Origin of the sequence: Lactobacillus sp. S2-2 (genome assembly GCF_021698855.1) — a bacterium.
Lineage (GTDB): Bacteria > Bacillota > Bacilli > Lactobacillales > Lactobacillaceae > Fructilactobacillus.
Genome location: NZ_WWFA01000011.1, coordinates 203,641 through 224,529, shown reverse-complemented (window position 1 = coordinate 224,529; position 20,889 = coordinate 203,641). Strand labels below are relative to the sequence as shown.

Below are 20,889 nucleotides of genomic sequence, written 5' to 3'. Positions count from 1 at the left end.
TAATTCATTGTATCAGCTAATTAACTTTCTTGCAAGCGTTTTTTTAAATTATTTTAATTCGTTTTCGCTCGTTTTGTTCCTTAGCAGAACAGTTATTAACTATACTATTTAAACTTAATTATGTCAACAACCTTTTTTATTTTAATATTTTAATAAAATATTTGTCTCCTTAACGACAAGGAATATCTTACCAAGAATTTAATTCTTCGTCAATAAAAATCTTAAATTATTATAAAATTAAAATTTATTTTTATTTTGTTTATCAATTTTCTGATATATTTGATTACAATACTAAAAACAAAAAGGAGATTACATATGGAAGTAATTAACTATTTAATAAGTTTCGTGTTACACATTGATCAACATTTAATTGAAATCGTCAATAATTTCGGTGATTGGACTTACCTTATCATATTTTTAATCATTTTTGTAGAAACTGGAGCTGTTATTTTACCTTTTCTACCAGGAGATTCTTTATTATTCGCTGCTGCGGCATTATCAGCCAATGCATCATATAATCTAGATATATGGATTTTCATAGTAATTTTCTTAACAGCATGTATATTAGGTGACTCTCTTAACTTTTTAATTGGTCATAAAATAGGAAACAAAATAACACAAAACAGAATATTAGGTAAATTTATAAAACAAGAGAACTTAGATCAAGCAAATAAATTCTTCGAAAAACATGGTCCAATTGCAATCTTCTTTGCAAGATTCTTACCTATCATAAGAACATTTGCACCTTTAGTTGGTGCAACAAGTGGATACAAATATAAAAAGTTTTTAAAATATAATTTAATTGCTGCCTTTTCATGGGTGACTTTATGTTGTGGTGCAGGATATTTCTTTGGAAACATACCAGTAGTTCAAGATAATTTCTCTTTAGTTGTTCTACTAATCATCATAATTTCGCTATTACCAATCTTTATTACATTTATAAAAAGCAAATTATCAAAAAAAGAAGTTGATTAAATCAACTTCTTTTTCTTTTAAAAATAAATAATATAGTTATAATCATATAAAAAATCATTAATATAAAAAAATATTGAAAATAATATTCTGGAAATACATTAATTATTGGATCCTTATCTGGATTAATCATCCAATAATTATTATTAAATAAAAGTTCGTGCAAACAATAAAATATTTCTTTAAAATCGGCTACTATAAAAACAATTAATATAATTAAGCTTAATTTATACTTATAAATAATTTTTAGAGGATTTATAAATAAATAACGATTGAAAAAAAATACATAAACACTAAGAAAACCACTAAATAATAATATTACGTTATTAAATTCAATTAAATGTTTTACTTCTTTAAAATGTGTAACTACATTATTAGAAATAAAAACATTATGTACTTTCAAATAATACTCAGCAGGAGAATTAAGATATTCAATAACAGATTTATACATACCATAATAAGATATATTTAGTTCATGACATTTTATCATTAATAAATATAGAAAATTAGAATTTAATGTTAAATAAAAACTAAAACTAATTATGAATAGATAAATAATTAGATTAGTAATTAAAATCTTATACTTCCCAAGTATCAAGACTATTTACCTCATAAGTAGGTTTATTTAATTGTTTATCAACGAAACTACTATTAGAAACACCCGTATAGACTATTAATGTATCAATACCAAAATTAATCCCAGCTTTAATATCAGTATTGTAATTATCACCAACCATTATTACTTCATCTTTATTTAATTGTAACTTTTCTAATGCTTTATTAAGAATTAATGTTTCGGGCTTACCTATTATTACTGGATTTTTTTGAGTAGAATATTTAACAAAATCAACAAGGGCACCAGCTCCTGGAAGCATCCCTCTTTCATTTGGAATGTTTGTATCTATATTTGTACCAATAAATTTAGCACCATTTTGAATTAATAATGTAGCACGAGTAAGTTTCTCATAAGTTACATCCCAATCTAAACCAATGACTACATATTTTGGATTATCAATAAATAAATTAAATCCTTTTTTTGAAACTGCATCTTTTAGTCCATCTTCCCCAATTACATATGCACTTTTATCTTCTACATTAGCATCTTGAGCTAAATAATCAGCAGTTGCCATAGCATTTGTATATACATTACTTTCATTTACTACGATATTATGATACTTCTTTAAAAAATCAACCACTTCATATGCTTTTTTGGTTGTATTGTTAGTTACAAATAAAAAAGGAATATGTTTATCTTTTAATTTATCTATAAATCTTTTAGCTGCATCAATTGATTCTTTACCTTTATAAATTGTTCCATCTAAATCAATTAAATAACCTTTATAATTTTTCATAACCTACTCCATTTTATTTTTTTGTACTATCTTAAATCCTCGATGTGCTCCATTTTTATATCTTGAATTAATATTAGATTTCTTAATCATATCTTTATCTACATATTTGGATTTTTTTGTTTGCTGTCTATTTTTTCTTACGTTATTATTTGAACTTTTTAAATCAACATTATGAAGGATAAAGTAAGGAGCACCAACATTTGACTTTTCAATCAAATAATCATCAATTGCTGAATATTTAAGAGCCTTACTAACCTTCTTAAAATCACTATAAAATCCTTTTAATCTTAATTGTCCATAACCCCAATCACCAACAATAAAATCATATTTGGTAAATATAGGATTAAATTTATTACTAAAATCTGAAAAGTGAAACGCATCTAATTTATTCGCAATAATTTTATATAAATGATTATTTATATAAATGCTTTCATTATCATTTTTTTCAATTCTAGCTAAATTTTTCCTTTCCTCATTTCTATTTGCTATTAAATCTTCAATTTCTTTATGACTCATATTAAACACCTTACCTAATCGGGTATATTTTTGAAAGCTTATCTGCAAAAACATCTCTTAATGATTGATTATAAATAATCCTATTTTTACCGGAAATTTCAATTGATGGAAAAAATGGAATAAATAAATAATGATCTAAAAGTGCAATTGTATAAAATTCATCTAATTTAACTAATTCATTATTATAAAATAATTTATTATCTTTATATTCTAATTTATCATATTTTAATAAACCAAAATACAAACCTCTAAATCCCATTCCTTTTTGTTCAAATTTTTTCAAAAACATCTTATTCTTTTCCATTTCTTTAAATAACCTAATTAAATCAGATCCTTTAAATGTTGAAACCATAACATGCATTGAATGAGGCAACATAGAATGAATATCTTTTTTAGTAATAATACCTTTTTTTAATTGATGTAAAAATAAACCATAATTCAAAACTCCAACACTTGCACCAGCCTTTTCTTCTATACCTTCTAAACCTATTTTTATCAATTCGTCATAAGACAAATTATGATCTAATTTAGCAACTTCAATTTCATCTAATTTTTCATTTCCTAATTTTTCAAGATTATAGACTTCCTTTTTATTTTCCAATCTTTTTAAATCATTAACAGACTCAACCATAGCTTTTTGTTTTATAGGCTTATTATAATTAAATTCAATTTTAATTTCACCAATATAATTTCCGTATTTACCAGCAGCAGTTAACAAACTATAATTTACTAACTTTCCTTCTTTTAATAAATGATGAGTATGACTTCCAATAATTAAATTTATTTCAGGAAATTCATCTGCAATCTTTTCATCATTACTAATCCCTAAATGTGAAAGTAATATTAAATAATCAAAATTATTTTGCCACTTATCTAATAATTTATGAATAGTATCGAATATATTTAATGGTATCCAATTCATATATTCATAAGTTGCATAAGGAAAAGTTAATCCAAAAATTCTAACTTTAGTTCCATCATTTAAATATATATCCTTTTTTTCAATTCCAAATTCTGGTATTTTACCTGTACTTTCATCAAGAATATTAGAAAGTAAAACATCAAAATTTTTATTAGAATACAAATCTAATAATTGTTGATGAGAATTAGTTAAAGCTTCATTATTTCCAATAGTTACCGCATCATAACCAACCTCATTTAAAAGTTTTGTATTATATTTACCATCAGTAGCCTCAGTTAATGGATGAAAGCGATCCATTGCATCTCCATCATCAAACTTTAAAACTTGGTAACCTTTATTTTGATATTTATCAGTTTCTTCTTTTATATACGCTTTTATTTGTGGCCAATGTTCAAAATGTGAATGTAAATCATTAGTATGTAAAATTAATAGCTTTTGTTTCATAAATATTCAACCTTCTATAATCAATCTTTATATCTATAATAACAAAAAATAAAAAAGGATGACTAAATTGTCATCCCTTTTTTACTTAATTTTATTTTTCTTATCTATATTAATTTTAAAAATAAATAGAACCGAAATCCAAATAATAGCACCTATTAAAGCAAATGCTGTTTCACGTTTCATTAACATTACTAATGCTACAAATACCATAAAACCAACTACAAAGAAATTAGTATATGGGAAAAATGGCATTTTAAATGTTAATTTACTAGTTTCTTCTTTAGTCAATGATTTACGATACTTATAATGTGCTAATGAAATTAATGACCAAGTAAATAGTAAACAAGTAGTGGCCACACTTGATATTAATTCAAATACACCATCAGGAATAACAATATTTAAAATAACGGCAATTGCTACAACGATTGAAGACAAAAGTACAGAGTTTCTTGGAACATGTCTATCAGATAATGTATTTAACTTCTTACCAAAAGTAGTTTTACTATCTGAAGTAAGCGTATAAAGCATTCTACCTGTTGTATAGATAGCACTGTTACATGCAGATGCAGCAGCAGTTAATACAACAAAGTTAATAATTGTAGCTGCTGATGTAATTCCTATACTTTGGAAAACTTGAACGAATGGACTAGTATTTGGTGAAATATTTTCCCAAGGGAAGATAGACATTAAAATAACTAATGATCCTAAATAAAATAAGATAATTCTAACTGGAATATCATTAATTGCTTTTGGTAAAACTTTTTCTGGATTTTGAGTTTCAGAAGCGGTCATCCCTACCATTTCAATTCCTGCAAAACTAAAAATAACCATTTGAAATGATAACAAGAAACCTGTAATTTGATGATTAAAAAAATGACCAGAAGCTAAGTTAGCAAATGTTGCATGTCCAACCGGTGTTTTATAATGGATAGCAATCAAAACTAATCCAGTAACAATTAATGCAATAATGGCAACAATCTTAATAATTGAGAACCAAAATTCAGTTTCACCAAAAGCCGCTACACTAATTGAATTCAATAAATAAATTAATAATAAAACTACCAGTCCAGTAACCCATTGCGGCAAATCAGGAAACCAGAATTTCATATAAATTCCTGTAGCTGTAATTTCAGCCATTGCAATTGAAATCCAAGTAAACCAATATGTCCAACCAGCAACAAACCCTACTTTATCACCTAAGTATTTAGTGATAAATGTTATAAATGATGGACTATCAATATCTGATAATAACAATTCACCTAATGCTCTCATAAATAAAAAACATGCAAGACCAGCAATTAGATATGCTAAAACAATTGATGGACCAGCGGAATGGATTGATTGACCAGCTCCAAGAAACAATCCAGTTCCGATTGTTCCTCCTAATGCAATCAATTGAACATGTCGTCCTTTCAAATTACGAGCCATTTTATTATTATTTGTGTTTTCTGACAATTTCTTCACTCCTTAATTCTTAATTGTTTAAAATTATACACACATTTGTATTTAAATGTTAAACATTTTGTTAAGCATACATTACATTCTAAATAATAAATGCTTTTAAATCAATAAAATTAAACGAAAAAATAATTAAATGAATTTTTTTCATTAAAGGTTGAAAAAAATACACTTCTATAGATAAGAAGTGTACCCATATAATTTATTTTTCTTGCTCTAATCTTTGAACATCTCTTACAATCATTAATTCTTCATTTGTAGGTACTAATAAAGTTTTTACTTTGGCGTCATCTGAACTAAGATCAATATCTTTGCCTCTAACATTATTCTTTTCAGTATCAATGGAAATACCTAAAAATGATAATTTTTCAGTGACCTCTTCTCTAATCATAATATCATTTTCACCAACACCTGCAGTAAATACAATAGCATCTAGTCCATTCATTTCTGCAGCATAAGATCCAATATATTTAATTACACGATTCATCCAAATATCTCTGGCTAATTTAGCTTTATGATTTTCTGCTTGAACTTTTTCTAAATCTCTCATATCTGCTGAAACTTCAGAAACACCAACTAATCCTGATTTTTTATTTAAAATATTCATCATATCATCGATATTATCAATACCTTCTTTTTTCATTAAGAATGGTAATAATGATGGATCAATATCTCCAGATCTAGTAGCCATTGTTAATCCTGCTAATGGTGTGAATCCCATTGATGTATCATATGACTTTCCATCTTTAATTGCACAAACTGAAGCTCCTGCACCTAAATGTAATACAATTAATTTAAGCTCTTCAAGTGGTTTACCAAGCATGTTAGCTGCTTTTTGTGAAACATATCTATATGATGTTCCGTGTGCACCATACTTTCTTGCTCCATATTTTTTATAAAATTCATAAGGAATGCTATACATAAAGTTTTCTTCAGGCAGTGAATTATGAAATGAAGTATCAAAAACAGCGACACTAGTTACATTAGGTAATATTTTCTTAAATGCTCTAATACCCATTAGATTTGCTGGTTCATGTAATGGAGCTAATTCAGTTAATTCTTCGATTTTTTTAATAACATCATCATCAATTACAACTGATTCTTTAAAGAATTCTCCACCCGCAACGATTCGATGACCAACACCTGTTATTTCATTGTAATCTTTAATAATATCAAGTGATAATAACTTATCTAAAACGATCTTAATTGCTTCATCATGAGTTTTAACATCTTGAACATCTTCAAATTTATTATCACCATATTTGATTTCGATTTGTGAATTATCTAATCCAATTCTTTCAATTGCCCCACTAACTAGTAATTTTTCATCAGGCATTGCAAATAATTTAAACTTTAATGTTGAACTACCTGCGTTAATCGCAATAATTTTTTCCATTATTATATTCTCCCTTTATTATCTTAATAAATCATTAGATTCCCATTTAACTAATTGTGAAATGAATTTTTTGACCTGTTTTACTTCTTTAAAAGATGGTAATTCTCCAAGCATAACTTTCTTAACCTGTTTAGAACTATTTCCATGTTTTTGAAGAATAATCAATGATTTTCTTGCACTTTTATTCATAAATAAATCACTTGGCAGATTAATTATTGATTGTAAATATGCATTATCTTGAATAAAAGAAAGTAATTTTTTCGATTCTTGAGTTTCAAATAAATTACTTGGAACTAAAAACAATCCAAAACCTCCATCATTAAGTTTATTAATTGCTTGTTCAATTAATAAATGATGAACATAAGAATGTCCTTGATCTGATTTAGTTACATAATTTTGAATATTTTCATCAATTGGATAATATCCAACTGGTAAATCTGATATTACTAAATCAAATTTATTTTTTAAAATTTGAGAAGTAGCATCTTGATGTATTAAATCAATATCAATATCTTGCATTTCACTACTTATACTTCCAACAGATATTAAAGAATCATCATTGTCAATTCCTGTTAAATCAATTTTTTTATTTTTATCAATTTGATTAAATAAAGCAAATAACAGATTACCACTTCCAATAGATAAATCTAATATTGAAATTTCATCTTTACCTATTTTATTAATAAAATTATCAACTAAAATAGCTATCAAATATGCAATTGAATCAGGAGTTATTTGATGATTAGATTGAATTTTATCTTCTTTTATGGCCTTTAACATTGCCATTTGAATTGATTTTCTTATATTTTCTTTTTCAAGATTTTTATAACTTATTTTTTTATATAATGATTTTAATTCATCTACTATCTTTGAACTAGGTTTATCGTTTTCGACTCTAACATCATTATTGATTAAGTTTTCAGCTGTCTCAATAAAAGCATCTAGATAAGAAGTTTCAAGTTCATTTTTTAAAACTTCACTAGATTGATCAAATATTTGAAATAAATTAATCGTTTCATTCTCTGACAGAACGATTCACCCTTTCTAGTTGCAAGTATATTTTTATGTACAACTATAATCTATAGTACCAGAAAATATAAGAAAAATTCAAGATTTAGAAGATTTCAAGTTAATCTTTATCTTTTTTTCATAATCATTAGCAAGACTATAATTGCTTTGAATTTCAATACTATTTCTTTGTAAAGAGTAAATCATTATTGGGATAAATATAATTAAAAAAATTAAAGATAATGCAGTTACATTTCCTTTTCTCATTATTCACTCTTCTTAAGATATGTTTTAAATATCTTTTTATTTTTATTTGTTTGTATTTCACTGATTAAAAACTCATTTTTATACTGCCAAAAAACATCTTCAACATTATCCATTAATGGTATGTGACCTCCATCTAAAGTTCTTAATCTAATCATATTTTTATATTTTTCTAAAACATATTTTTTATTATTAATTTCACTATAAAAAACTGGGGAATCATTATTCATTTCACAAAAAGTAAAATCGTAATTTTTATTTTCAATATTTTGAATATAAAAAAAGAAATCAGAAAAATCATCATTCTTTATTTTCTTTTGAATATATAAATAACTTGTAATTAATAATAATGAAATTGAAAAAATAAAAAGAGATACAATTGTTTCTATAACTGTAAATCCACTTTTATTCATCAAAACTTTTTTCATATTCAATTCTTCTTATCTCAAGATTTCTTCGACTATCTTTCAATTTTTTTTGAGAAATATTATCGAAAGACAAAAAAGATATAATTGCTATAGAAATAATTGTAATGCCGACAATTGAATCCATAATCGTAAATCCTTTTCTTTTATTCATAAATTTTATAAACTCCCCAACCTAATTGAAATGTCTGTCTTATATTCTTTTTTTTATTTTTAGAAGACCACATGATCGTTTTAGGACTAACAAATCCATTTTCACTAATTCTAACTGTATCATATTTTGTTGGTACTAAATCACTACTCAATTTTATAGTTTTAGTATGCATTTTTTTATTATAAAAATTTTTAAATATTATTTTTTCATCAGTAAAAAAATAAACGTTTGTTTCACATTTATGTTTTTTAGAAATCATAATTTCATACTGCCAAACTGAATGGAAATTATTCCAAAAATAATCATATTTTTGATTCATTCTTAATAAATTTAATCCTATAAAAAATAATCCTGAAAAAAAGCAAAAAATAATTAATACAATTAAACTTTCCAAAATACTAAAACCATTTTTATTTTGATTTAACTTGATTATCAATAATTTCAATTCCTTCTTTTCTTGCTGAATTAATTTGTTTTGAACTTAAATATTTATCTTTTTCTAATATTTCATATGTCACATCTTTACTATCATCATCACCCAAATATGAATCTACTTGTGTTTGAACGACTGACTTCATTGCATCTACATGAATTTTCTTTGCATTATTTTTTTGACCAATCACATTTGGAATAATAATCAAAATTAATAAAGAAATAATAAATAAGACAATTGTCATTTCGATTAGTGTAAAACCTTTTCTTTTCATTAAAAATCTCCTTTTATTGAACCATACATAGGTAACATAATTTTCAAATACGCTATAACAATTACAATTCCAATCACTAATAAAAATAGTGGTTGAATAAAAGTAATCAACTTATTAGATTTATTAATTAAATCTTGAAATTTTAGTTTAGAATAAACTAAAAAATTATAAGATATTTCAGTCTTAGAATTTCCTTGTTCTAAAAACACTTTAAATTCATCAGGAATAAAACTATATTTTTCAATTATTAAACTATATGAATTCCCCTGAGACATACTTTCATCTAATTCATATGTTAATTCTCTTAATAAACTTTTTTCATCGAAATTCATACATACATTTATAATATCTTTTACTTCTAATCCTTTTTTTAACATCAATGACAGATTCAAAGCCAAATAATAACCTAAATAATCCTTTAACAACAATTTTAATAATGGAATTTTTAGAAGTATCTTTAATTTAGATAAACTATTAAGTTTTTTAAAATGATAATAAAAAATTATTGTTGTAGTAAAAATTATTAAAAAGCATCCAAATATTATATACGTTAAATAAAAATTACTACTAGAATTATCCATATCAAATTGAGGAATAATGAAAGTATTTATACTAAATAAAATCAAAAATAATATAAAGCACAACATAATTGGATACAACATCAAATCCTTGATTTTTTTAATTTGCAACTTTTTCAACTTTAAAAAATCAATTATTTCTTTCAAACCATTAATAAAATTACCTTGTTTTTCAGCAATTATTAGTTGATTTAATATATCATTTTCTAATAAAAAATCTAATGAATCAGAAATTGAACTTCCTCTACGCAATGACATTTCAATATCAATCAAATCAGATAAAAATTTTGGAAACATAACCTTCATAAAATTAATACTTTGTTTTAAAGGAACTCCGGTTTTTAATAGATTATATAAGGTATTTAAAATCAACATTTGTTCTTTTTTATTAACCGAATTCATATTTCTTAAAATTTTCATATGATATTATTCCTTTCTTGCTTAAATCATTTATTTTTTTATTCCAATAATTCATTGCACCGAAATCATCAATACCTTCTTTCATTGTTATTAATCCTTTAATTTTTTTATCTTCTGAAATAATTAATCTTTGATATAAAATAGAATTTAAAGCTGATTCTAAATGATCTCTTTCTATTCCAAAGTTTAAAAATCTTTGAATTACCGATTCAGTATCCTTAGAATGAATTGAGCAAAAAACTAAATGTCCTGACAGTGCGGCTTTAACAGCAGCATTCGCAGTTTCACTATCTCTAACTTCTCCAATAATAAATACATCAGGTCTATGCCTTAATCCAACTTTTATTAAATCTTCATAAGTCATATCTGCTTTTTCATTAACTTCTAATTGTAAAAATTTATTTTCATATATTTCGACCGGATCTTCAATCGTCATTATCAAATTTTCATTAACAATCTTTTTTGCAATATGATATATAGTTGATGTTTTGCCTACACCTGTTGGTCCTGAAAAAATAACCAATCCTCTTCGATTCAAATTATCAAATAATTTATCAATAATTTCATAGTTATAAAATTTTTCATTCAAAGAACTATTATTATATATTATTCTAATTACTAATGATTCGTTTCCATTAAAATCTCCAACAGTTGATATTCTTAAATTAAGTTTTCTATCATTAAATTCATATTCAAATGAACCTAATTGCGGTCTTCTTCGTTCTGACAAAGACATCTTACTTTCAAATTTAAGTAAATTTATTACTTTATCTGCTTCTTTTGAATCTAATTCAATGCAAGTATGAATATTATCTGGTTCTTTATATTTAATAACATAACTAGTGTTACTAGTTGGTAATATATATATATCTGAAACTTGATTAGAAATAGAATATTCAATCATTTGCTTAATTGTATTTGGTATATTTCTCATTTAAATCACCTCTTATTTAAAATACGCAAAAAAAAAGAAACCTATTAAAGGTTTCTTTTTATTGAACATCTTCTTCTGGTAACTTAGCTGCTTCATATACATCTTGTACATCATCATTTTCTTCAAGTTCATCAATTAATCCTGAATATTGTGAAGCTTTTTCTGACGGTACATCAGTTATTGTTTCTGGAAACATAGTTACTTCAGCAGTATCTAATACATATCCAGCATTTTGTAATTGATCTCTAACTTCTGGTAATGAAGCAGTATCAGTGAAAACTTCGAATTTATCATCACTATTTTTCATATCATCAGCACCAGCATCTAATGCTGCCATCAACATAGTATCTTCATCTGTATCTTCAAGTTCATCTTTCAAGATAACAATATATCCCTTACGATTAAACATATATGAAACAGAGCCATTTGTTCCTAAAGATCCACCATGATGAGTAAAAGCTGATCTAACTGCTGATGCAGTTCTATTTTTATTATCAGTTAGAACAGAAACCATAATTGCTGTTCCACCTGGTCCATAACCTTCATAAGTTATTTCTTCGAATTTAACTCCACCTTGACCTGAAGCTTTATCAACAGCACGTTGAACATTATCTTTAGGCATATTAGCGGCACGAGCTTTTTCCATCTCTAAACGAAGTTGAGGGTTACTATCTGGATCAGGGCCACCCGCTTTTGCAGCTTGGTATAAGTTACGTGATATTTTTTGGAAAATTTTTCCACGCTTAGCATCCTGGGCATTTTTTCTCCCTTGAATGTTATGCCATTTTGAATGTCCTGACATGATTCAGCACTCCTCTCTCTTGTTCATAATTAGCAGCTTTAATTGTATCAATTAAAAAATATATTATCAAGTTAAATTATTTTGTTGAATTTCGTTTTTTTAGTGAGAAATTTAATAAGACGTTATTATCATCAACAACATCATCATTCATCAATTTCGTTAAAAGTCTCATTGAAACAGCACCCATATCATATAAAGGCTGGCTTATCGTTGACATTGTTGGCCTTGTAAATTCAGTAATCATAGTATCATTACTTGTGGCAACTTCAAAATCTTCTGGCACTCTCATCCCGGAATCTACTACTCCATTTAAAACACCAGCTGCTAATTCATCGTCACTAACAACAGCAGCAGATATATTAGAATTCTTTATTTTTGAACTTAATAAATATCCAGATTTGTAATCTTGCTTAGTACTTATAACAAGACTTTCATCATATTCAATCCCAAATTTTTTCAAAGCTTGTTTATATCCTGCTAATCGATAATTTTTATTAATTGGCCAATCTAATGATCCGCTAATAAATGAAATTTTTTTATTCCCATTATTTATCAACTCACAGGTTTGTGTAAAAACAGCTTGCTTGTAATCAATATTTACACTTGGTATTTTGTTTTCGTGATCAATAGACCCAGCTAAAACCATTGGTGTTCTCATATTATTTAACATTGATCTAAAATCTTCAGTGATTTTATTTCCCATATAAATAATTCCGTCGACTTGTTTTGATCTAAGTGTTTCGAGCACCTTTAACTCTTTTTCTTCATTTCCATCAGAATTAGTTAAAATAATATTGTAATCATACATAGATGCAATATCATCAATTCCTAATGCCAAAGCTGAAAAAAATAAGTTAGTTACACTTGGAATAATAACTCCAATTGTAGTTGTCTTTTTACTAGCTAATCCTCTAGCAACAGCATTCGGATGATAATTTAAATTTTCAATAACAGCTAAAACTTTTTCTTTTGTTTCTGGTTTAACATTATCATTTCCGTTAACTACACGAGATACAGTAGCCATTGAAACACCTGATTCCCTAGCTACATCATAAATAGTAATGGTCTGTTTTTTCATCAGTGTTATTGACTCACTTTCTATTAATTAATATTAGATAAATATAACAGAAATTTTTTTACCTATCAATAAAAAAAAGCTAGATAAAACTAGCTTTTAATAAGGTTCTTCTGTAGGATAAAAAGTTTCTGTACCATTTTTTAAATCTTTATAATTTAAATTTTCTTTATCAAATGATTCATTTTGCCTAATTTCATTCATACCATCAACAAAACAATCTTTCATATCTTCTTTGTAATCATTAATGTAATAAAATTTATCTAAAACAAAATCTTTTACATTTTCAGTAGCATCTAACAAATTATTTTTTAGTTTTATTTTTTTTAATTGATTTAAACTCTTATAACTAATTAAAGCTGTAGTTCCTGTTACAATTGCACCAAAAAATAAGGCCTTTTTTAGTCCCATAATAAATAATCTCCTATTTATTTTTCTTCTTATTTTTATTAGCAAACATTTTTCCAACAAAGCTTGCTCCAAAAGCAGTTACAGAATTTTTAACAAATGATCCTTTTCTAGATTTAAAACGATCACTTGCATTTCTTGTGGCATTATTTAAATCTGAGACACTTTCACCTAAATCCGAAGCTGCCTTAAATACTGGTTCAACTGTTTCGAGATTTTTATTAACATTTTCTAAAAGAACATTTGTAATTGATAAAATATCCTCTGTATCTTTTGTAATTATATCTAAATCGTTTGTAACAGAATTAATACTTTTATTAGCTTCTTTTAAAGTTTTGTTTAATTGAATAATAAAAATACATATAAACACAACTAATACAGCAAATGCTACTGCTGCAATAAGTGCTGCTATTTGTCCACCTGTCATCATTTTACCTCCTGAAATTTGATAACTTTACAATAGCATTTTGTTATCAATAAAACAATTATTAGACCGTTTTATTTTAGATATGAAAAAAATTTGATACACTAAAATAGCAATAAATAAACGGAGGTTTTTCATGAATTATCTTGCAATTAATATATTTAATAATAAAAATTTTGTTACTAAATATTTATCAAAATTCGATTGGGACAAAATTATTGTAACTTTTACTAATAAAATAATATCAATTATTTTGTTATCGATATTTTTTCTTGTAGTTACAAAAATTGGTCAAAGAATTATAAAAAAATTTTTCTATAGTCACGAAAAGAAAAGTAAAACTAAAGTTAGTGCTAAAAGAAATAAAACGTTGTTTACTTTAACTTCTAACTCATTTTCATATCTAATAATCTTCTTTTGGATATACTCTATTTTATCTACAGTTGGTGTTCCAGTTGGTACTCTAGTTGCTGGAGCTGGAGTTTTCAGTTTAGCTTTAGGTTTAGGTGCTCAAGGATTTGTTTCTGACATTGTTAGTGGTTTCTTTATTCTTTCCGAAAGACAACTTGACGTTGGAGAAAGAGTTACAATTAATAATATTTCTGGATTTGTAACTTCAGTTGGATTAAGAACAACTCAAATCACATCAGTAGATGGTACATTAAACTTTATTCCTAATCGAAATATAAGCATAATTTCCAATTTATCTAGAGGAGATATGCTAGCTACTATTGATATTAGAATATTCCCTGATACTCCAATCAATAAATTAGAAGAAATAATTAAAAACGTTAATAACAAACTTATTCCCGATGATGAAAATGTTATTGATGATCCAATTCTATTTGGAACATTAAATGCTCCAAATAATTCACTAGTTTATGAAGTTTTTATTCGAACTAAAAATGAAACTCAATTTGATACACAAAACAAATATTTAGCTGCATATTTAACTGAAATATCAAATAACGGAATAGAATTACCATCAATGGAATTTATTAATACAAAATAAAAAAATTCAAAAACACTAAAAGGATACTATTAAATAGTATCCTTTAATTTTTCTTTTAAATTTTCAATAGCATTTCTTCGATGACTTATTTTATTCTTTTCTGAAAATGAATATTCAGCTAACGTTTTTCCATTGACTACAAATAATGAATCATATCCAAATCCATTTCTTCCTTTTTCTTGATTAGCAATTTTACCATTCAATATACCATTAGCAACAATTTCTTTCCCATCTGGAGTTTCCAAAACTAAAGTACTTTGAAAAAAAGCATCTCTATTGTCTTTATTTATCATATTTTTTAATAACTTTCGATTATTAGCAGCATCATCATGATCTCCTGCATATCTTGCAGAATAAATGCCTGGTTCGCCATTTAAAGCTTTTACAACAAGTCCTGAATCATCAGCTACTACTGGAACATTCAAAGCATTTGCAATCGTTTTAGCCTTAATTCTCGCATTATCTTCAAAAGTTTTCCCATCTTCAATTATTACGGGCAAATTATCAAACTTATTTAATGATTCTATTGTTATATTAAGTTCTTTAAATAACTCTTCAAATTCTTTTATTTTCCCTTTATTTTCACTTGCTACTACAAGTTTATTAATCATAAATTCAAATCATCCTCACTTAAATAAATTTCATCTAAATCAATATTTAACCATTTACTACCAATTTGCTTAAAATTACTGTTATGACTTGTTGTATAAAATTTATATATAGGCATTTCAGACGTTTCATTTTTTAAATCATTTCGCTTTAAAAATAATTCTATTTTTCTAACTAATTCTACACCAGGGTCAATAACTTTAATATTTGGACTTAATTCTTGTTTGATTATATTTTCAATAATAGGAAAATGTGTACATCCTAAAACAAGAGTGTCAATATCAGTTTGATTTACATCAATTAAATTATTAGCAACCATTTTTTTTGATTTAGTACTTTTGTAGTCACCATTTTCCACTAATGAAACTAAATTTGGTTTGGCAAACTGGTGAACATCTATTTCAGCTTCGATTGACTTGATATTATCTTTATATGAATTACTTTTAACTGTAGAATTCGTCGCAATAATACCAATCTTTTTATTTTTTGAAACTTTGACTGCTTCTTGTGAACCAGCTTCAATAACTCCTAAAAAAGGAATATCAAAATGCTCCTCTAAATATGGTAAAGCGGCAGCTGTTGCAGTATTACAAGCAATAACAATTAATTTCACATTTTTTGTTTGTAAAAATTTACTAATTTTATAAGTATAATCAATTATTTGATCATTTGTTTTTTCACCATAAGGCATATGAATTTCATCCCCAACAAAAATAACATTCTCATTTGGAAATTCCTTCATAAACTCTTTTAGAACGGTTAATCCGCCGACACCGGAATCAAAAAAAGCAATTGGATCATTTTTCATATTAATCATTCCTTTTAATTTTTTATATTTCTATTAACTATTATATGATAAAATTAGTATAAAATATTAATTTATATTAATCCAACAGAAAGAAGCGTTTTAAGTTATATGAATAAATTGCAAAAATTTACTCAAGAAAATTCTGGCTCCGATAGTTGGGGAACTGAACTTTTACGAGATGATCTATTTAATCTCATATTTGAAGATGATACTAAAAGTATCATGTATTGGGCAGGAAAAGAATTAGCCCAAAAATATCCAATTATTACAATCGAGGATTTACCAATTTTTTTTGAAAAATCTAATTGGGGCACTTTAGAAAAAAAATCTGAATCTAAAAATGAAATTATTTTTACCTTATCAGGAAAATACAATGAATTAAGAATATCAGAAAATGATAATCCTGACTTCTCATTAGAGACCGGATTTCTTGCAGAATCAATTCAACAAATAATTGAAGCAGATACTGAAGCTGAGTTTAAAATTAAAAAAAATATGATTGAAATTAGATTAGTTTTTGACATAAATGAAAAAAGACCCAATTATAATGATAATAAACCACTTATTTTTGAAAGATAAAAAAAAGAAAGAACTTAATGTTCTTTCTTTTTTTAATATTCAGATAACATTTCTTCTAATTGTTCTTTAGAATGTAATCCAACAATTTGATCAACTACTTTACCATCTTTTTTAACAAGAAGTGTTGGAATACTCATAATTCCAAATTCTTTTGCAGTATCTGGATTATCATCAACATTCATTTTATAAAAATTAACTTTTGACGAAACTGAAGAATTTTCTGCTAACTCTTCAATTATAGGTGACTGCATTTTACATGGAGCACACCATGGAGCCCAAAAATCAGTTAAGCTCAATCCATTTTCAGTATCAGTAACAAATTTATTATCATTAGTATCATTAACCATAATAAAATACCTCCTTCTCTTATTAATAGTAAGTATAACAGTTTAAAAAATTTTTTCAAATAGATTGCATACAACTTATTTAAAGTTAACAACCATTGATCCATCACCACCATTACTTGGTGATGAAAATTCATACGAAGCTATTCTACGATTATTCTTTAAGTGGTTAATTACTCCTTCTCTTAATGCTCCTGTACCTTTTCCATGAATAATTGTAACACTCGGATAACCTGCAAGCATTGCTGAATCTAAATATGATTCTAATCTATTCATAGCATTTTCGTACCTTTCACCTCTCAAATCAAGTGAAGTTGATACTCCAGCTGAAGATGACTTTCTAACTGATGGTTTATATTGATTATTATCAGTATCAACATTAATTTTTTCCAAATCATCTTCATCTATTTTCATTTTTAGGATACCTATTTGAACATTCCATTCAGTTTCACCGGATTTTTTTAATAATACCCCTTTTTGACCATAAGACTTAACTAAAACATCATCATTTTCCTTAAATTGTTTTTTAGCTTTTGCTTTCCTTAAAACACGATTATTTTTTGGAATTGGATTTCTTTCTAAAGAATTAATCTCACCTTTTGCATCAATTAATTCATTTTCTTTTATATTGTGATTTGCTTTTGTTTGTTTGCTACGTAAATCAGCTATTATATCATCAGCTTTTTTCTTTGTCTTTGATACAATTTCATTAGCCTTCTGATCAGCTACAAATAACATGTGCTCTTTATTTTCTTTATATTTGGTATAATTTTTTTCTAAATCATTATACAAATCATTTGTTAATTCTATTGAATTTTCAAGTTCATCAGCTTTATCTTCAGCTCTCTTAGCTTGTGTTGTTAATTTTTCAATCATGTTATTAATTTTTTGACTATCATCATCAAATAAATTATTTGCATTGTCTATTATTTGAGTATTTAATCCTAACCTTTTAGCAATATTTAATGCATTACTTTTTCCAGGAATTCCAATTAATAATTTGTAGGTTGGTTTTAAACTTACATCATCAAATTCCATCGATGCATTAATTGTCTTAGGATGATTATATCCATAAACTTTTAACTCTGGATAATGTGTCGTTGCAATTACTTTAGCACCACAATTACTAATCCATTCTAAAATAGACATTGCAAGTGCTGCACCTTCTTTAGGGTCTGTTCCAGATCCTAATTCATCAATCAAAATTAAACTATTATTATTCATTTGCTTTAAAATATTAATAATATTTTCCATATGAGATGAAAAAGTACTTAGATTTTGCTCAATTGATTGATCATCACCAATATCAGCAAAAATATCATCTAAAACTGCAATCTGACTTTCTTCATTACAACTTATAAACATTCCAGATTGAGCCATTAGTTGTAAAAGACCAATTGTTTTAATTGTAATTGTCTTTCCACCAGTATTTGGTCCAGTTATAACAATTTGATTATATTCTTCTCCAATTGAAATATCATTACCAATAACTTTATTAGCATAAATTAAAGGATGCTTAGCATTTTTTAACTGAATAACATTATTTTCAGAAATAATGGGTTTAGTATAATTATTTATACCAGCATATTTTGCCTTAGCTGAAATTAAATCTAGTTTCGCTAAAGTATCAGAGTTTTGAGTTAATTCTAATTGATATGGTCTAATCATATTAGATAAATCCATTAAAATTTTTTTCTCTTCTTTTATTTCATCTAATTGGAATCTTTTCAAATCATTATTTAAAGAAATAACACTGGATGGTTCTATATAAAGTGTTTGTCCACTAGCACTTTCATCATGAACAATGCCACCAAACATATTTTTATATTCTGCTTTAACTGGGATTACATATCTTGAATTTCTAAAAGTAACAATTCCTTCACTCAAATATTTAGAATATTTACCAGATGTATATTTATTCATTTTCCCTTTAATATCATCTTCAAAACGAATTATTTTTCTTCTAATATTAAATAATTCTCTAGATGCACTATCTAGAATATTTCCTTGATAATCAATTGATATTTTAATTTTCTTAGTTAATTCGGGTAAAGAATAAAGTTCATCTACAACATTATATAATCTTGTTAAATCAACTTTATCATCAGACAATATTTCAAAAAAATTTTTTACTGAATCAGTTGCAATTAAAATTTTTCTAATTGTAGAAAATTCTGTTCCACTTAGATTAGCATCAATTGCTAATCTTTGAACTAATGGATTAATATTTTTAACTTTAGGAATCGGAATTTCTTTATTTAATTGATAAATACGATATCCATCCGCAGTCTCATCAATCATATCTTTTACATTTTCTTTATTATTTGATGGTTCTAATTGATTTAAATCATCTAATCCTTTTTCTGTTAGAATATAATTTGCAATTTTTTCTTTTATTTTATTATATTCTAATGTTTCAATTATTTTTGAATTCATTTTTTATCACTCACCTACTATTCCTATTGATTCAATAAAATTAAGTTAATTTGATTATAAATATATTGAGATATATCTGATTTATAATATTGATCTAAAATTAAATGATTATCATAATGTATACTTAAATAAATGATTAAGTATACTAATAAACAACCTAATATAACCGCAACTAATCCACCTAAAATTGAATTTAATTGTTTTAAAATAGGAAATTTTAAAATATTATCTAATAATTTAAAAATTGCTCTAACTATAATTGAAATAATCACAAATAAAGCAATAAAAATTATTAACTTAGTTAAATTATTTTTAGAATCTATTTCGATAATTGGATATAACCATTTTTTTAAAAATATAGTCATATAATTTAAACTAAAATATGAAATTAATAAAATTATTAAATATCCAAATAAACTTAATATTAGCTTAATTAACCCCTTTTTATATCCTATATAAAAAGAACTACAAAATATTAAAATAATTAAAATCGAAAAATACATATATAACTCCTAATCTTCATTACCTTTTTTTAATTCATCAATTTCAATTTGTTTTTTAATTTGATTAGACATTGAGTTAAAAGCAATTAAAATTGCCAAATCTTCATTACTACTATTAGGAGAACTAACTTTAAGTTGTTCTATTTGTTGATTTAAAAGTTCAGAAACAGCTCGCATATGTTCATCAGATGAATCTCCAATAAAAGTATATGTTTTACCTTGAATATCTGCTTTAAAACGTTTTTTATTGTTCATTCTTTAATACCTCTCTTAAATGATATTTTAGCATGATTTAAAAGAATTGACTAAAAAAGCACTGACATCATATCAGTGCTTTTA

At 25.5% G+C, this 20,889-nt stretch carries 26 protein-coding genes; 3 read left to right on the top strand and 23 right to left on the bottom strand.

The features are described 5' to 3' along the window. Positions 1-324 precede the first annotated feature (324 nt). Complete coding sequence (locus GSH19_RS06775) at positions 325-975, top strand: VTT domain-containing protein (protein ID WP_237027348.1); 651 nt, start codon at positions 325-327, stop codon at positions 973-975. Position 976: 1 nt separating this feature from the next. Here the strand turns inward: GSH19_RS06775 and GSH19_RS07275 are convergent, their stop codons facing one another. From GSH19_RS07275 to GSH19_RS06695, 17 genes are all read right to left on the bottom strand, one after another. Then, positions 977-1,570 carry a TIGR01906 family membrane protein gene (locus GSH19_RS07275; protein WP_370636171.1) on the bottom strand — a complete coding sequence of 198 codons (594 nt, stop codon included), beginning with the start codon at positions 1,568-1,570 and terminating at the stop codon, positions 977-979. Then, complete coding sequence (locus tag GSH19_RS06770; RefSeq protein ID WP_237027331.1) at positions 1,551-2,324, bottom strand: TIGR01457 family HAD-type hydrolase; 774 nt, start codon at positions 2,322-2,324, stop codon at positions 1,551-1,553. The genes GSH19_RS07275 and GSH19_RS06770 overlap by 20 nt, the downstream gene beginning before the upstream one ends. Positions 2,325-2,327: 3 nt before the next feature. After that, positions 2,328-2,840, bottom strand: a complete 513-nt coding sequence (locus tag GSH19_RS06765) for a YutD family protein (RefSeq protein ID WP_237027330.1) — start codon at positions 2,838-2,840, stop codon at positions 2,328-2,330. A gap of 10 nt (positions 2,841-2,850) precedes the next feature. Continuing rightward, on the bottom strand, positions 2,851-4,206 hold the full coding sequence (locus GSH19_RS06760; protein WP_237027329.1) for a bifunctional UDP-sugar hydrolase/5'-nucleotidase: 1,356 nt from the start codon (positions 4,204-4,206) through the stop codon (positions 2,851-2,853). A gap of 81 nt (positions 4,207-4,287) precedes the next feature. After that, positions 4,288-5,661 carry an amino acid permease gene (locus GSH19_RS06755; RefSeq protein ID WP_370636170.1) on the bottom strand — a complete coding sequence of 458 codons (1,374 nt, stop codon included), beginning with the start codon at positions 5,659-5,661 and terminating at the stop codon, positions 4,288-4,290. Positions 5,662-5,866: 205 nt separating this feature from the next. Next, on the bottom strand, positions 5,867-7,060 hold the full coding sequence (locus GSH19_RS06750; RefSeq protein WP_237027328.1) for an acetate/propionate family kinase: 1,194 nt from the start codon (positions 7,058-7,060) through the stop codon (positions 5,867-5,869). A gap of 18 nt (positions 7,061-7,078) precedes the next feature. Next, positions 7,079-8,056, bottom strand: a complete 978-nt coding sequence (locus GSH19_RS06745) for a class I SAM-dependent methyltransferase (RefSeq protein ID WP_370636176.1) — start codon at positions 8,054-8,056, stop codon at positions 7,079-7,081. Positions 8,057-8,334: 278 nt separating this feature from the next. Continuing rightward, complete coding sequence (locus GSH19_RS06740) at positions 8,335-8,760, bottom strand: competence type IV pilus minor pilin ComGF (RefSeq protein WP_237027326.1); 426 nt, start codon at positions 8,758-8,760, stop codon at positions 8,335-8,337. Next, the gene (locus GSH19_RS06735; protein WP_237027325.1) at positions 8,738-8,911 is read right to left on the bottom strand and encodes a hypothetical protein; all 174 of its coding nucleotides are present in this window, start codon (positions 8,909-8,911) and stop codon (positions 8,738-8,740) included. The genes GSH19_RS06740 and GSH19_RS06735 overlap by 23 nt, the downstream gene beginning before the upstream one ends. Continuing rightward, the gene (locus GSH19_RS06730) at positions 8,904-9,356 is read right to left on the bottom strand and encodes a hypothetical protein (RefSeq protein WP_237027324.1); all 453 of its coding nucleotides are present in this window, start codon (positions 9,354-9,356) and stop codon (positions 8,904-8,906) included. Before GSH19_RS06730 ends, GSH19_RS06735 begins: the two co-directional genes overlap by 8 nt. After that, positions 9,322-9,618, bottom strand: a complete 297-nt coding sequence (gene comGC / locus GSH19_RS06725; protein WP_237027323.1) for a competence type IV pilus major pilin ComGC — start codon at positions 9,616-9,618, stop codon at positions 9,322-9,324. Before comGC ends, GSH19_RS06730 begins: the two co-directional genes overlap by 35 nt. Then, positions 9,618-10,616 carry a type II secretion system F family protein gene (locus GSH19_RS06720; protein WP_237027322.1) on the bottom strand — a complete coding sequence of 333 codons (999 nt, stop codon included), beginning with the start codon at positions 10,614-10,616 and terminating at the stop codon, positions 9,618-9,620. Before GSH19_RS06720 ends, comGC begins: the two co-directional genes overlap by 1 nt. Then, the gene (comGA, locus tag GSH19_RS06715) at positions 10,585-11,550 is read right to left on the bottom strand and encodes a competence type IV pilus ATPase ComGA (RefSeq protein ID WP_237027321.1); all 966 of its coding nucleotides are present in this window, start codon (positions 11,548-11,550) and stop codon (positions 10,585-10,587) included. The genes GSH19_RS06720 and comGA overlap by 32 nt, the downstream gene beginning before the upstream one ends. Before the next feature lie 58 nt (positions 11,551-11,608). After that, positions 11,609-12,352 (bottom strand): YebC/PmpR family DNA-binding transcriptional regulator, encoded by a 744-nt coding sequence (locus GSH19_RS06710; RefSeq protein WP_237027320.1) that lies wholly within the window; start codon positions 12,350-12,352, stop codon positions 11,609-11,611. Positions 12,353-12,428: 76 nt separating this feature from the next. Beyond that, positions 12,429-13,430, bottom strand: coding sequence for a catabolite control protein A (ccpA, locus tag GSH19_RS06705; RefSeq protein ID WP_237027319.1), 1,002 nt, complete (start codon positions 13,428-13,430; stop codon positions 12,429-12,431). A 96-nt stretch (positions 13,431-13,526) separates the two neighbouring features. Then, positions 13,527-13,838, bottom strand: coding sequence for a hypothetical protein (locus GSH19_RS06700; RefSeq protein WP_237027318.1), 312 nt, complete (start codon positions 13,836-13,838; stop codon positions 13,527-13,529). 13 nt (positions 13,839-13,851) lie between these two features. Beyond that, positions 13,852-14,265, bottom strand: a complete 414-nt coding sequence (locus GSH19_RS06695; protein ID WP_237027317.1) for a DUF948 domain-containing protein — start codon at positions 14,263-14,265, stop codon at positions 13,852-13,854. 130 nt (positions 14,266-14,395) lie between these two features. Between GSH19_RS06695 and GSH19_RS06690 the strand changes: the two genes are divergently transcribed. Continuing rightward, positions 14,396-15,271 carry a mechanosensitive ion channel family protein gene (locus GSH19_RS06690; protein WP_237027316.1) on the top strand — a complete coding sequence of 292 codons (876 nt, stop codon included), beginning with the start codon at positions 14,396-14,398 and terminating at the stop codon, positions 15,269-15,271. Between the two features lie 29 nt (positions 15,272-15,300). Here the strand turns inward: GSH19_RS06690 and GSH19_RS06685 are convergent, their stop codons facing one another. Beyond that, on the bottom strand, positions 15,301-15,882 hold the full coding sequence (locus GSH19_RS06685; protein ID WP_237027315.1) for an XTP/dITP diphosphatase: 582 nt from the start codon (positions 15,880-15,882) through the stop codon (positions 15,301-15,303). Next, positions 15,879-16,688, bottom strand: a complete 810-nt coding sequence (gene murI / locus GSH19_RS06680) for a glutamate racemase (protein ID WP_237027314.1) — start codon at positions 16,686-16,688, stop codon at positions 15,879-15,881. The genes GSH19_RS06685 and murI overlap by 4 nt, the downstream gene beginning before the upstream one ends. Before the next feature lie 108 nt (positions 16,689-16,796). On the opposite strand from murI, the gene GSH19_RS06675 reads away from it, so the two are divergent. Further along, positions 16,797-17,267, top strand: coding sequence for a DUF2507 domain-containing protein (locus GSH19_RS06675; protein WP_237027313.1), 471 nt, complete (start codon positions 16,797-16,799; stop codon positions 17,265-17,267). Positions 17,268-17,299: 32 nt separating this feature from the next. On the opposite strand, the gene trxA is transcribed toward GSH19_RS06675, so the two are convergent. The 4 genes from trxA to GSH19_RS06655 form a co-directional block, all read right to left on the bottom strand. After that, positions 17,300-17,614 carry a thioredoxin gene (gene trxA, locus GSH19_RS06670; RefSeq protein ID WP_237027312.1) on the bottom strand — a complete coding sequence of 105 codons (315 nt, stop codon included), beginning with the start codon at positions 17,612-17,614 and terminating at the stop codon, positions 17,300-17,302. Between the two features lie 75 nt (positions 17,615-17,689). Next, positions 17,690-20,047 (bottom strand): endonuclease MutS2, encoded by a 2,358-nt coding sequence (locus tag GSH19_RS06665; RefSeq protein WP_237027311.1) that lies wholly within the window; start codon positions 20,045-20,047, stop codon positions 17,690-17,692. 23 nt (positions 20,048-20,070) lie between these two features. Continuing rightward, a complete protein-coding gene (locus GSH19_RS06660) occupies positions 20,071-20,550 on the bottom strand; it encodes a CvpA family protein (protein ID WP_237027310.1) in 480 nt (159 codons plus the stop codon). 9 nt (positions 20,551-20,559) lie between these two features. Next, positions 20,560-20,805, bottom strand: a complete 246-nt coding sequence (locus GSH19_RS06655) for a cell division protein ZapA (RefSeq protein WP_237027309.1) — start codon at positions 20,803-20,805, stop codon at positions 20,560-20,562. Positions 20,806-20,889: the final 84 nt, after the last annotated feature.